This is a genomic window from Comamonas testosteroni (assembly GCF_014076415.1).
Lineage (GTDB): Bacteria > Pseudomonadota > Gammaproteobacteria > Burkholderiales > Burkholderiaceae_C > Comamonas > Comamonas testosteroni_F.
Genome location: NZ_CP043568.1, coordinates 288804 through 301590, shown reverse-complemented (window position 1 = coordinate 301590; position 12787 = coordinate 288804). Strand labels below are relative to the sequence as shown.

Sequence of the window (12787 nt, the reverse complement as noted above, 5' to 3'; positions counted from 1 at the left end):
CAAGGGCGTCAGCGGGCGCAAACGGGATGAGCGCGCCGAGCGTCCAGAAAGAAGTCCAGCGAATTCAGCACCACGGCATCCGCCTGACCAGGGCGCTCGGACGGCGTGGCATGCAACACCTTCCACTGACCGGGCCGACCCACCAGCATGCCCACATGGCTGAAGTCACCATGGTCCACGGCCTGCACCAGGTGGCTGACGTGCTCCGTCCCCCGGCGAAAGATCAGATCACCGGGCGCAGCCTGCGGCGGCAACGGCGGCATTGCCAAAGCCAGGCCCGCGGAGCAGGCCGACACCGCGACCACAGCGGCCGTTGCCAGCCGCAGAAGTATCACAGCAGCACTTTCCAGACACCTTCTTCCTGGACCAGATTGATGCGCTCGCGGCGGGTGCTGCCATCGCGATAGCTGACCAGCACCCTGAGCTTGATGACCTGTTCCTCCTCGGAAACCTTTCTTTCCACCACCTCCACCTTGGCCAGGCCACCCTTGGAGTCGATCATTCCCTTGGCGCCTGCCAGCATGCGGCGCAGCTTGTGCTCAAAACTCGCCAGCTGCTTCCTGGAAATATTGCGTGCCGAGATCAGGGCAATGCAGGCGTCGAAATCGCCGGCCGCCATCAGCACGTAAAAGCGCTGGATCAGTTCGTCCTGGCTTTGTTCGGGGGTGGTCGTGGCACAGGCCGACAAACCCGGTACCAGGGGCAGCGAGAAGGAGAGATACAGACAGCAGCGGCGGGAAAGGAAGACAGAAGCAGACACGGACCGGGTACCGCAAAAACAAGGAAGGCCGCAGTGTAGTCGCCACGGCGGCCCTGCTCTTGCGTGCTGTCAGTGCACCGGCTTAATCGACCACCACCGGGCTGAACTCCGGTGGCGCGCCGAAGTAGGCGCGCGGCGACGGCGGCTGCGCGCCATCGATGTCCTGCACGCCATACTGGCTGGCCAGTTCGGCCGTATAGAACACGCCGCCAGAGCGCTTTTCCAGGCAGTCGGCATCGCCATGCAAGGCCAGCACCACCCGGCCGATGAATTGCGGCGTTTCGGCGCTGTCGAAGCTGTTGCCGTACTTGTCGGGTTCGGCCGCGCAGACGCGTTCGGAGCGCTCGGTCCTGACCAGTCCGGGCCAGAGCGAAACCACGCTTACGCCGACAGGCTTGAAATCGTGGGCCATGTCGAAGCTCATCTTGTCCGTGCCTGCCTTGCCTGCGCCATAGGCCGGCCCATGCATATAGCAGCGGCTGCCTGCCGACGAGATATTGACCACCAGGCCGCGCGCCGCGATCAGCAGGCCAGCCGCGCAATGACTGGCCACGTAGGTGGAGCGCAGTCCCACATCGAGCAGCCCGGTCATCTCCAGCGGCTTCTGCCAGAACGGGCCGGGTACGGTCAGCGGATCGGGAATTGCAATCGCACAGTTGACCAGAATGTCGAGACGGCCATGCTCGCGGCGCACGCGCTCAAACAGCGCTGCCACCTGGGCATCATCGCCATGGTCACAGGCCACGGCAATGCCGTGGCCGCCGGCTGCCGTCACATCAGCAGCCGTCCTGCCCACCGTGCCGGGCAGCGGCGAGTCGCCCTCCTTCACGCTGCGCCCCGTCACGTAAACGGTTGCCCCCGACGCACCCAGCGCCAGCGCCACACCCCGGCCCACGCCACGGCTGGCCCCCGTCACCACACATACCAAAGCCTGGTTCATGCCGTCCCCTGTTTCATGAAGCAGCATGAATCTGAACCAGACGGCGGCACCCGGCAACGTCCGATAAGACTAGGTGTTGCGCTGCATGCGCTGCAGGGCCCAGGCGTGGCGGGCCAGTGTCTGCTGCGCCAGATGGAGCACGGGGGCATCGACCATCTTGCCGTTGACGGTGCAAACGCCGCCGCCAGAGGCCTGCATGGCCTGCACCACCGCACTGGCCTGGACCACGGCCGGATCGCAAGGCGCAAACACGCGGTTGGCCGTGCCGACCTGGTCCGGGTGTATGCACAGCTTGGCGCCAAAACCCATGCGCAGTGCGCGCCGGGTGTCGCTCTCCAGGCGGGCCGCATCCTTGGTGTCGATGGTGACGCCATCCACGGCACGGGCCAGGCCCCCCCGGCGCGATGCCAGGATCAGCGCCAGACGCACCGGCAGAAGCTCGGCTTCGTCCGGCTCGCACTGCATGCCGGCATCGACCTGGAAGTCCAGATGTCCGAAAGCCAGCCGCACCACCTGCGCGGCACCGGCCAGCGCATCGCAGGCGTCCAGGCCCGCCACGCTTTCCACCAGGGGCAGCAACGCACAGCGCGGGCCGGCTGCGCCGGCAATCTGCTGCAGCACCGCCGCACTTTCCGCCTTGGGCACCACAGCCCCGGCCACGCCAACGGCCACCAGCCGCGCCAGCGCCTGCAGATCTTCATCGAACCACGGCGTTCCCCAGGCATTGATACGTACCAGCAGCCGTTCGCGCTCGGACATGGAAAGCTGCTGCACGGCCCGCTCCAGGGCCAATCTGGCGGCCGCCTTGTCGCCCGGCGCCACGGCATCCTCGCAGTCGGCAATCACCATATCGGCGCCGCTGGCGAGGGCCTTGGCAAGCCGCTGAGGCCGGTTGGCGGGAACGAACAGAAAAGTGCAGGCGTTATGCAGCAAGGTGCTCATGGCGTCTCTTGGGAATGCGGGATTTCAATCGACAGACGGGGCTCCGCGCCGGGGCGCGGGCCTCATGCCGTGCGCAGCCTCACTCGGCCGATACGCCAGCGGCCTTGATGACGGTGCGCCAGCGCGCGACTTCGGCCTCCAGGTGCTTGCGCAGTCCTTCTGGCGTGGCCTTGTCGGGTGTGACGAGATCGGAGCTGAGTTCGGCAATGCGCTTTCTGACGTTATCGTCCTTGAGCGCCACATTCAGCGCCTTGTTCAGCTGCTCTATCGCTTCCCTGGGCGTGCCCTTGGGCGCATACATGCCATGCCAGACCTTGACGTCAAAGCCCTTGAGGCCTTGCTCGTCCAGCGTCGGGATATTGGGCAGCGACGACAGGCGCTGAGGTGTGGTCACGCCGAAGACCTTCGCGCGCTTGCCGTCCTGGATCACGGGCACGGTCTGGGTGGTCTGGTCGCACAGCAGGTCGACCTGCCCGCCCATCAGATCGTTCATGGCGGGACCGGCCCCCTTGTAGGGCACGACGGTCAGTTTCACACCCGCCTGGTGCATGAACAGCATGCCGCACAGCTGCGACACGGCGCCCACGCCGGCATTGGCCAGCGACACCTTATCCTGGTGCTTTTTCACATAGTCCAGCAGCTCGGGAAAGTTGTTGGCCGGGAAGTCCTTGCGCGACAGCAGGGTCATGGGGACGTCCAGCACCTGGCCGATGTACTCGAAGTCCTTGAGCGGGTCATAGGGCAGCTTCTTGTACAGCGCGGGTGCCGTGGCCATTCCCATGTGGTGGATCAATATGGTGTAGCCGTCGGGCTTGGAGCGTACGATGCGCGCCGGCGCCAGCGTGCCGCCTGCGCCCACGGTGTTTTCGACGAGCACCGACTGCCCCAGGTACTGCCCCATCGGCATGGCCAGCAGCCGCGCCACCACATCGGTAGGCCCTCCAGCGCTGTAGGGAACGACCAGGGTCACGGGCTTGTCCGGCCAGCCAGCGGCCATGACGCCGCTGCTCGCGGCGAACGCGCAGGCTGCGGCCGCGGCGCAGATCAGGCGGCGGCGGATGGATCGATATGGCATGCATTGTCTCCTTTGCACTTTGTGAAAGCGGGAGGCGCTCTGTAGTGGCGCCTTTGCACTAGGGATGCCGGCCTTGCCTGCACCGGCAGAAAGAAACTCTTAAGACTTGCGCAAACAAGAGTGCAGCAACGGCCTGCCTCCTGGGGCAGTGGTATGGCCTGAACCTATTTGCGTAGGTCGTGTCAATCCAGCAGATGCCGTACCTGCGGCCATTGCGCGACCTGCCACAGCCTTGCCACCGTTGCCTGGGCGCGCTCGGCGGGCACATGGCCGCCATAGGCGATCAGCCGCAGCGCCTTGGCCGTGATCTCCTCGCGCGACAGCGTGTTGCCGGGGTCGCCCTTGGGTTCGTCGACACGGCCCTTGAGCAGACGGCCATCCGTGGTCTGTACGCTGACCTTGCCTATCCAGCGCCGGGGATAGGCCGCGTCGACCTCGGCATCAAGCTCCATGCTCACCTTGTCGCGCAGCTCCACGGTTTCCTGTGCCAGATAGTCGCGGTCGAACTCCGTCAGACCCGCATGGCCGTGACGCGCCGCCAGCGCGAGCACGGTGCCCATGGAGAACTTGCTCTGGTGCACGGTGCTCGGCCTGAGCACGGGGCCCAGCACATCGATGGCGCCCTGGTGCACATGGCAGGTGACCTGGGCCAGATCGGCGGGGGTCAGGCCGTGGTCCTGCATGACCTGCAGCAGCGCATCGGCGGCCGGATGCGTGTGGCGGCAGGAGGCATGCCATTTGAACGAGGTCTCGGCCGTGGCCCAGCGCGTGCCCAGCCCATCGCTGAGCCGGGCCGGGTCGGCATCCGTGGACATGCCTGCCGCCAGTCCCTGCGGCCCCGTGAAGATGTCCTGTGCGCCCGTGAATCCGTCCTGCGCCAGGAAGGCGGCCGTCAGTCCCGCTGAGGCGGCATGCGCCGTGTGCAGCTGCTTGCTGTCGGCGCCCGTGCGCAGAAACTCCCACAGCCCCGCCGACTGCGTGCCGGCCGAGCCGAAGGCATGCTGCATCTGCTCTGGCGTCAGCTTGAGCAGGCGCCCCACGGCGGCGGCCGCCGCCAGCGTTCCGGCCGTGGCCGTGGTGTGAAAGATTCGGTAGTGGCTGCGGCCCAGAAACTCGCCGACCCGGATGCCGACCTCATAGCCGGCCACGCAGGCGGCCATGAGCTCGACGCCGCTGGCGCCGATGCTCTGGGCCACGGCCAGCGCGGGCGGGAAGACCACGGCGGCGGGGTGGAAGACCGAACCGTTATGCACATCGTCCTGTTCGGCCACATGCGAGGCTGCGGCGTTGGCCTGGGCCGCCATCAGCGGCGAGCTGGTGGCGGCACTGCCCAGTATCTCGCAGGGGCCCGCGGCCGGCCCCTGGGACAGCGCGAAGTGCGTGATGCTCTGCACGGGACGCGCGCCCTGGCCCGCCATCACCGAACCGAACCAGTCCACCCACAGATCCTCGGCGCGCCGCTGCACCTCCTGCGGAATGTCCTCCCAGCACAGCGTGGCCGCGAACCTGGCCAGCGGATGAATGCTCACTTGGGTCTCGTTCTTCATGGAATCACTCCCGCGCATACGCTGCGCACAGTTCTCACAGAGTCGCTTCTTCGGCGTAAAGAGCACGGATGCGCTCGGTCGACCAGCCCAGCTCGGCCAGGATGGCCTCGCTGTGCTCACCCACGGAGGGCACCGCCTCCATGCGGTAGTCAAAGGCACTGTTGACGCCGGGCGGCAGCAGCGCCTGCACCGGCCCGGCCGGCGTTCCCACGCTGCACCAGCGCTGACGCGCGGCCAGCTGCGGATGGGCCCACAGGCCGGCCATGTCGTTGACTCGCGCATTGGCAATGCCGGCCGCGTCCAGCCGCTGCACGACCTGGGCGGCATCCAGCGCGTTGAATACATCCAGGATCAGCGCTCGCAGCTCCTCGCGGTTGGCGTTGCGGCGCGCATTGCTGTCGAAGCGCGCATCCGCGGCCAGCGCGGGCTGCAGCAGCACCTGCTCGCAGAAGAGCTTCCATTCGCGCTCGTTCTGCAGGCCCAGCATCACCGTGCCGCCATCACCTGCCTCGAAGGGGCCGTACGGATAGATGCTGGCATGCGAGGCGCCGGTGCGCGGCGGCGGCGGCGCACCGTCCCAGGCGTAGTACATGGGGTAGCCCATCCACTCGCCCAGCGCCTCCAGCATGGAGACATCGATGTGGCTTCCCTCGCCCGTTCGGCCGCGCAGCAGCAGGGCCGACAGGATGTTGGTGTACGCATACATGCCGGCCGCGATGTCGGCCACCGAGATGCCGGCCTTGGACGGCACCTCGGGCGTGCCCGTGACCGAGAGGAAGCCGGCCTCGCTCTGGATCAGCAGGTCGTAGGCCTTCTTGTCGCGGTAGGGGCCGTCGGCGCCGTAGCCGCTGATGTCGCAGACGATGAGGCGCGGAAAGCGCTCATGCAGCACCGCATAGGACAGGCCCATGCGCGCGGCCGCGCCGGGCGCCAGGTTCTGCACCAGCACGTCGGCGCCTTCGAGCAGCTGCATCAGCGCCTCCGGTGCGTCGGGGCGTTTGAGATCAAGCGCCAGGCTTTGCTTGCTGCGGTTGATCCAGGTGAAGTGCGAGGATTGGCCGTTGACGCGCTGGTCGTAGCCGCGCGCGAAATCGCCGCTTCCCGGACGTTCCACCTTGATCACGCGCGCACCCAGATCGGCGAGCTGGCGGGTGCAGAAAGGCGCAGCCACCGCATGTTCCAGCGAGACCACGGTAATGCCGTCGAGGGGTCGAAGACTATGCTTTTTCATCTTGGAGATCCATTGCACTTTGGCGAAACCCACGACCCGAACAACTGACGCGCTCAAAGCCAGGGACACCGAGGAAGGGCCTGGGCCGGCCGCGCCGCCCCGCCCCGAGGGTGTCGTCCCCCTTTGGGGGCGCCGTGCAACGGGAAGGCGCGTAGCGACTCGGGGGGTACTTCATTTCAAAACGAGCGGGGCAGCCCGAGGATGTGCTCGGCCACATAGGAATAGATCAGGTTGGTGGAGATCGGCGCCACCTGGTACAGACGCGTCTCGCGGAACTTGCGCTCCACGTCGTATTCGCAGGCGAAGCCGAAGCCGCCGTGGAACTGGATGCAGGCATTGGCGGCCTCCCAGCTGGCCTTGGCCGCAAGATACTTGGCCATATTGGCCTGAGCGCCCATCGCCTGGTTCGCATCGAACAGTTCGCAGGCCTTCCAGCGCATGAGATTGGCGGCCTCGACCTCGATGAAGGCATCGGCGATCGGGAACTGCACGCCCTGGTTCTGGCCGATGGGGCGGCCGAAAACCTGGCGGTCGCGCACATAGTTGGTCACGCGGTCCAGGAACCAGTAGCCGTCGCCTATGCACTCGGCGGCGATCAGCGTGCGCTCGGCATTGAGGCCGTCCAGGATGTACTTGAAGCCCTTGCCTTCCTCGCCGATCAGGTTCTCCTCGGGAATCTCCAGGTCCTCGAAGAACAGCTCGTTGGTCTCGTGGTTGACCATGTTGGGAATGGGACGCACGGTCAGGCCCTTTTTGGGCTGCCGGGCCGCCCCAAGGCCCAAAGCTGCCCCCTCGGGGGGCAGCGACCCTTGCGCAGCAGGGGAGCGTGGGGGCAAGCCTTGCGCCTCGGCCAGGTCGACCATGAAGATGGACATGCCCTCGCTTTTCTTCTTCACCTCGGCCAGCGGCGTGGTGCGCGCCAGCAGGATCATGAAGTCGCTGTGCTGGATGCGGCTGATCCAGACCTTCTGGCCATTGATCACATAGCGCCCGTCCTTCTTCACGGCGCTGGTCTTGATCTTGGTGGTGTCCGTGCCCGTGGTGGGCTCTGTGACACCCATGGACTGCAGCCGCCATTCGCCCGAGGCGATGCGCGGCAGGTATTTCTCCTTCTGCGCCTGCGAGCCATGGCGCAGCAGCGTGCCCATGTTGTACATCTGGCCGTGACAGGCGCCCGAGTTGCCGCCACAGCGGTTGATCTCCTCCATGATGACGCTGGCCTCGGTCAGGCCCAGGCCGCTGCCACCGTACTCCTGCGGAATCAGCGCGGCCAGCCAGCCGGCCTTGGTCAGCGCGTCCACAAAGGTCTCGGGATAGACGCGCTGCTCGTCGATCTTGCGGAAATACTCGTCGGGAAACTCCGCACACAGCGCGCGGATGGCATCGCGGATTTCGTGGTGGTTATTGGAGCTGGTGTGTTCTATCATTTCAAGCCTTTTTGACCTCAAACGCTTACTCATAAAGCGTTATCAGCTATGGGTTTCAGTCTTCAAGCCACCGTGGCCGTAGCCTGCATGGTGAGAAAGCCGTCGTGATCCCGCGCCCACAGGTCGATGGTCCTGCCGTCCTCGCGCGGCTTGCCGTGCACGCTGAAAGGGTGCAGGTCGAAGGTCGGCCGCAAGGCCTTGAAGTCGAACGCGACCACCCTGGCGCCCTGCAGCTGGCGGCGCAGCAGATCGAGCAGCAGCGTGGCAATCAGCGGACCATGCACGATCAGGCCCGGGTAGCCCTCCACCTGTGTCACATACTGGCGGTCGTAGTGGATGCGGTGGCCGTTGAAGGTCAGCGCCGAGTAGCGAAACAGCAAGATGTCGTCGGGCACGATGGTGCGCGACCAGGCAGCCTGGCCCGCCAGCGGCGGCTGCTGCGGTGGCGGCACCGGATCGCCGGGCCTGGCGGCGGCCCGGTAGACGATGTCGTGCTCCTCGACCAGCGCCAGACCGTCCTGGTTCGAGAAGCGATGCTCCACCAGCACGAACAGCAGCTCGCCCGAGCGTCCGGTCTTGTGCTGCACGCTGCGGATGGTGGAGACGCGCTGCACCTGCTGCCCCACGCGCAGCGGATTGCCCGCTTCCCAGCGAATCCTCCCTCCCGCCCACATGCGGCGCGGCAGCGGCACAGGCGGCAGAAAGCCACCGCGCCGGGGATGCCCGTCGGGGCCGATCTCACTCTGACGGGCATGCGGCAGAAAGTACAGCCAGTGCCATAACGCAGGCACGGCTGAGCCATCTCCAGGCACCGGGTCGTCACGGTCCAGCGTGGCCGAGAGGGCACGCAGCGGAGCGGCGGTGATGATGTCGGACATGGTCTCGCTGCGCTCCTGCCAAGACTGGAGCTTGGTCAGGGCGGCAGCGTCGATCTGGACAGTGTTCGGATTCATGGATGAAAGTGATGAAGGGATTCAGTTCACCGTGGCGCCGGAGGTCTTCACGATCTGCGCCCATTTGGCGATGTCCTGCCTGAGGACGGCAGCCAGCTCGTCGGGCGTGACTTGACGCTCTGGCGTGCCCGCAAGCTCCACGCCCTGGGCCTGCAACTGGGTGCGCATGTCCTTGTCCGCCATGGCCTGCTGCATGCCTTCGCGCAGCCGGCTCATCACCGCAGGCGGCAGGCCGCGCGGCGCGAACAGGGCAATCCACAGCGTGCCGTTGTAGCCGGGCACGAACTCACCCAGCGATGGCACGTCGGGCAGCAAGGGCGAGCGCGCTGCGCTGCTGACCGCCAGTGCCCGCAGCTTGCCCGACTTGATGTACTGCAGCGTGGACGGCAGGCTGCCGAACAGCAGCGGCAGCTGCCCGCCCAGCACATCGTTAAGTGCCGGCGCCACGCCCTTGTAGGGGACATGCTGCAGCTGCACGCCGGCCATCTGGTTAAGCATCTCGCCCAGCAGGTGGTTGAGCGTACCGTTGCCTGCCGATGCATATTGCAGCTCGCCGGGCTTGGACCTGGCCAGGGCCAGCAGCTCGGGAACGGTCCGTGCGGGAAATGATGGATGGGCCAGCAGCACATTGGGCACGGCGCCGATCATGCTCACCGGCGTGAAGTCGCCCACGGGATCGAAGCCCGGCGACTTGTAGAGTGCGGGATTGATGGCCTGGCTGCTGCTGATGGTCATCAGCAATGTATGGCCGTCCCTGGCGGCCTTGGCCACGGCCTGGGTACCGATGTTGCCGCCCGCACCGGGGCGGTTCTCGACCACCGTGCCCACGGACAGCTTCTCGCCCAATTTCTGTGCCACGATGCGGCCCACGATGTCATTGGTTCCGCCCGCTGCCTGGGGCACCACCAGCACGATGGGGCGGGCGGGATAGGAGGTCTGCGCCCAGGTCGGCAGGCCCAGGGTCAGCAGGGCGCCGGCGCAGAGGCTGCGGCGCGATACCGATGGAGTGGAGGGCGGGGCTGATCGGACTGGCACGGCGACTGTCTCCTCTTTTGGGGTTGATGGGCCTATGCTCGCTGGCGCCAGCTCTGTGCACAATCTCTGATATTGGAATCAAGCCTTTTGTTTTTCCGAAGCCTTGACTTGATTGGTATAAACCATGAGCCGCCATGCAATTCGATCTCAAGGATTTAAGACTCTTTGTTTTGATAGCACAGACAGGAAGCCTGACAAGGGCTTCTGAACAGTCTCACCTATCGCTTGCAGCCACCAGCGCACGTGTCAGGGCACTGGAGGAGCAGGCCGGCATGCCTTTGCTGATACGAGAGGCTAGAGGGGTAAAGCTGTCGGCACCCGGCGAGGCCTTTTTGCACCATGCGCGTGCCATGCTGCAGCATTCGCAGCAATTGCAAGCCGACCTGCAGGAGTACGGCGCGGGCCTGCGCGGCCATGTGCGCGTATTCGCCAACACCACGGCCGTGACGGAGTTCATGCCCGACATACTTGCGGCCTACCTCACCCAGCACCCGCACATCAGCGTGGACCTGCAGGAGCGCCCCAATGCCGGCATTGCCGCCGACATCCGCGACGGCCGCGCCGACCTGGGCATCGTGGCCGGAGAGGTGGACACGCACGGCCTGCGCGCGCTGCATTTCAGCACCGACCGGCTGGTGCTGGTGACCCCCGACACCGCGCGCTGGGCGGACATGAGCAGCGTGGCCTTTGCCGATGTGCTGCACGAGCGCTTTGTGGGCATGCACCGTGGCAGCACTCTGCAGACTTTTCTGGAACGGCTGAGCCAGCAGCTGGGCACCACGCTGAAGCTGCGCATACAGCTGTCCAGCTTCGACTCCATGTGCCGCATGGTCGCGGCAGGCGTGGGCGTGGCCGTGGTGCCCGAGACCGTGGCCCAGCGCTACCGCGGCCTGCCGCGCGTCTGTCGCGTGCCGCTGACGGACGCCTGGGCCGTACGCCCGCGCTATATGCTGGTGCGCGAGGAGCAGCAGGTATCGGCCCAGTTGCAGGAACTGATGGACGCCATCGCTGCCTACCATGAGCTCGGCGAGAGCATGTGAGGCAGCGCGAATCTGGCCGCTAGAACGATGCCGCTGCAAGCACACGCGTGCGCAGACGCGGCAGATCGATGACGGTGATGCCGCCGTATTCGATCTCTATCAGGCCCGCCGCCGCCAGGCGGCGCAGCGCTGCGTTGCAGCGCTGGCGCGACAGGCCCGAGAGGTTGGCGATCTCCTCCTGGGACACCCTCAGGCGCGGGTCGCTTCCCGGATGCAGCCATGAGTGGAACAGGCCCACCAGCGCGCGCGCCACCTGGCTATCGGTATCGAGCAGATGATGGGCCGCGAAGTTGCCCAGGAACCAGTGCATTCGCTCGTTGATCTGACGCAGCAAAAAGGCTTCGAAGCTGCGCTCGCTGCCGCGCAACCACTCGAAGACCTCGGCAGGCATCAAGGCCACGCGGCTGTCGCGCAGTGCAATCACGTCCGCCGTGCGCGCCACACCGCGCAGCACCGTTCCCTCGCCGAACCAGCTTCCCACCGACAGTCCTCCCAGCGTAACCGAGCGACCATCGGCGCTGCTCACCGACCATTTGAGCAGACCTTCGATAGCGCCATACCAGTGCCGGGGCTCATCGCCCATACGGCACAGCGCAGTGCCCGCAGGCAGGTCCACCTCGCGCATCTCGGCACGCACGCGTTCTCGCACGGCAACGTCGAGCGCGGGAAACCAGGCCGAGCCGGACAGCAGCTCGTCGAGAGTGGGGCGGGCCGCGGCCGTTGAGCGGTGATGGCGGGCGATGGTGAAACTCCTTGCGTACTTACCCCGAGGTCAAATGTCATCGCAACGACTGATTCATGCGGGGGTGAAAAAAATAATAGCGGACGACCCAACCCCACGCATCAGGAGACGCCATGAGCAAGCGCAAGGTGATCGTGACCATTGCCCCCACGGGCGGCATGGCCCACAAATCGCAGAACCCCCATCTCCCCACCCAGCCGGACGAGATCGCCGAAGACGTGGTGCGCTGCTGCAATGCGGGCGCCAGCGTGGCGGCCATCCATGCGCGCCGGCCCGACGACGGTGCCACCTGCAATGCAGACATCTACCGCGACATCAACACCCGCATCCGCGCTGCGGGCTGCGGCATCGTGATCAACAACTCCACGGGCGGCGGCGTGCACGGCGACATGGTGCGCGAGTTGCAGGGCGGGCGCTGGGAAATCGCCTGGGAGGAACGCATCAAGGGCATGGACGCAGGCGCTGAAATGTGCACGCTGGATGCGACCACGCTGAATCTGAGCTTCGGCGGGCGCGAGATCCTCATGGACACGCCGCTGTCCCGGGGCCGCGAGCTGGCCGTAGGCATGAAGGCGCGCGGCATCAAGCCAGAGTGGGAAGTCTTCGCCCACACCCACATCCTGCAGGACGTGACGACGCTGATCGAGGAAGACCACGATGCCGCACCGCACTTCATCAACCTGGTGATGAACGTCCACCGGAATTTCCAGAATGCGATGCCGTTTTCTCCACGCTACCTGCAACAGATGGTGGACGTTCTGCCCGCCAACAGCATCTTCTGCGTCAGCGGCATCGGTCCCTCGCAGCTGGAGGCCAATGTGGCTGCGCTGCTGCTGGGCGGCCATGCGCGTGTGGGCCTGGAGGACAACCTCTACTACTGCCAGGGCGAGCTGGCCACCAATGTACAGCTGACCGAGCGCATTGTGCGGCTGATCCGCGAGCTCGACATGGAGCCTGCCACACCCGAGGAAGCACGTCAGATCATGGGACTGCAACGCAGTGGCATGCCGCTACCCGCGTTCGCGCCCGCCGCCATGGCACAGGCGGCCTGAGCCGCGCACGGCGCAGCACTGTTCACAAACAACGAGGAGACAG

The 12787-nt window shown here is 66.0% G+C and carries 13 protein-coding genes; 2 read left to right on the top strand and 11 right to left on the bottom strand.

Annotated elements, in window-relative coordinates:
• Nucleotides 1-8: 8 nt before the first annotated feature.
• The 10 genes from F0P97_RS01305 to F0P97_RS01260 form a co-directional block, all read right to left on the bottom strand.
• Entirely contained in the window at nucleotides 9-335 is a 327-nt protein-coding gene (locus F0P97_RS01305; protein ID WP_232538086.1) for a hypothetical protein, read from the bottom strand.
• On the bottom strand, nucleotides 332-760 hold the full coding sequence (locus tag F0P97_RS01300) for a DUF4878 domain-containing protein (protein WP_182285328.1): 429 nt from the start codon (nucleotides 758-760) through the stop codon (nucleotides 332-334). The genes F0P97_RS01305 and F0P97_RS01300 overlap by 4 nt, the downstream gene beginning before the upstream one ends.
• An 82-nt stretch (nucleotides 761-842) precedes the next feature.
• Complete coding sequence (locus F0P97_RS01295) at nucleotides 843-1700, bottom strand: SDR family NAD(P)-dependent oxidoreductase (RefSeq protein WP_182285327.1); 858 nt, start codon at nucleotides 1698-1700, stop codon at nucleotides 843-845.
• A 69-nt stretch (nucleotides 1701-1769) separates the two neighbouring features.
• Entirely contained in the window at nucleotides 1770-2642 is an 873-nt protein-coding gene (locus F0P97_RS01290; protein WP_182285326.1) for an HpcH/HpaI aldolase/citrate lyase family protein, read from the bottom strand.
• A gap of 79 nt (nucleotides 2643-2721) precedes the next feature.
• Nucleotides 2722-3717, bottom strand: a complete 996-nt coding sequence (locus tag F0P97_RS01285; protein WP_182285325.1) for a tripartite tricarboxylate transporter substrate binding protein BugD — start codon at nucleotides 3715-3717, stop codon at nucleotides 2722-2724.
• Nucleotides 3718-3899: 182 nt separating this feature from the next.
• Nucleotides 3900-5264 (bottom strand): MmgE/PrpD family protein, encoded by a 1365-nt coding sequence (locus F0P97_RS01280; protein ID WP_182285324.1) that lies wholly within the window; start codon nucleotides 5262-5264, stop codon nucleotides 3900-3902.
• A gap of 34 nt (nucleotides 5265-5298) precedes the next feature.
• Nucleotides 5299-6495, bottom strand: a complete 1197-nt coding sequence (locus tag F0P97_RS01275) for a CaiB/BaiF CoA transferase family protein (protein WP_182285323.1) — start codon at nucleotides 6493-6495, stop codon at nucleotides 5299-5301.
• A 176-nt stretch (nucleotides 6496-6671) separates the two neighbouring features.
• Nucleotides 6672-7922, bottom strand: coding sequence for an acyl-CoA dehydrogenase family protein (locus tag F0P97_RS01270; RefSeq protein ID WP_182285322.1), 1251 nt, complete (start codon nucleotides 7920-7922; stop codon nucleotides 6672-6674).
• A gap of 62 nt (nucleotides 7923-7984) precedes the next feature.
• Entirely contained in the window at nucleotides 7985-8875 is an 891-nt protein-coding gene (locus tag F0P97_RS01265) for an FAS1-like dehydratase domain-containing protein (protein WP_182285321.1), read from the bottom strand.
• 21 nt (nucleotides 8876-8896) lie between these two features.
• Nucleotides 8897-9910: a Bug family tripartite tricarboxylate transporter substrate binding protein gene (locus F0P97_RS01260; RefSeq protein WP_182285320.1), complete on the bottom strand. Its 1014-nt coding sequence runs from the start codon at nucleotides 9908-9910 to the stop codon at nucleotides 8897-8899.
• 134 nt (nucleotides 9911-10044) lie between these two features.
• Here F0P97_RS01260 and F0P97_RS01255 point away from each other — a divergent pair, with 134 nt between their 5' ends.
• Nucleotides 10045-10950 carry a LysR substrate-binding domain-containing protein gene (locus F0P97_RS01255; protein WP_182285319.1) on the top strand — a complete coding sequence of 302 codons (906 nt, stop codon included), beginning with the start codon at nucleotides 10045-10047 and terminating at the stop codon, nucleotides 10948-10950.
• A 19-nt stretch (nucleotides 10951-10969) separates the two neighbouring features.
• On the opposite strand, the gene F0P97_RS01250 is transcribed toward F0P97_RS01255, so the two are convergent.
• Nucleotides 10970-11692, bottom strand: a complete 723-nt coding sequence (locus F0P97_RS01250) for a Crp/Fnr family transcriptional regulator (protein ID WP_182287066.1) — start codon at nucleotides 11690-11692, stop codon at nucleotides 10970-10972.
• 113 nt (nucleotides 11693-11805) lie between these two features.
• Here F0P97_RS01250 and F0P97_RS01245 point away from each other — a divergent pair, with 113 nt between their 5' ends.
• Nucleotides 11806-12744: a 3-keto-5-aminohexanoate cleavage protein gene (locus F0P97_RS01245; protein ID WP_182285318.1), complete on the top strand. Its 939-nt coding sequence runs from the start codon at nucleotides 11806-11808 to the stop codon at nucleotides 12742-12744.
• Nucleotides 12745-12787 lie beyond the last annotated feature (43 nt).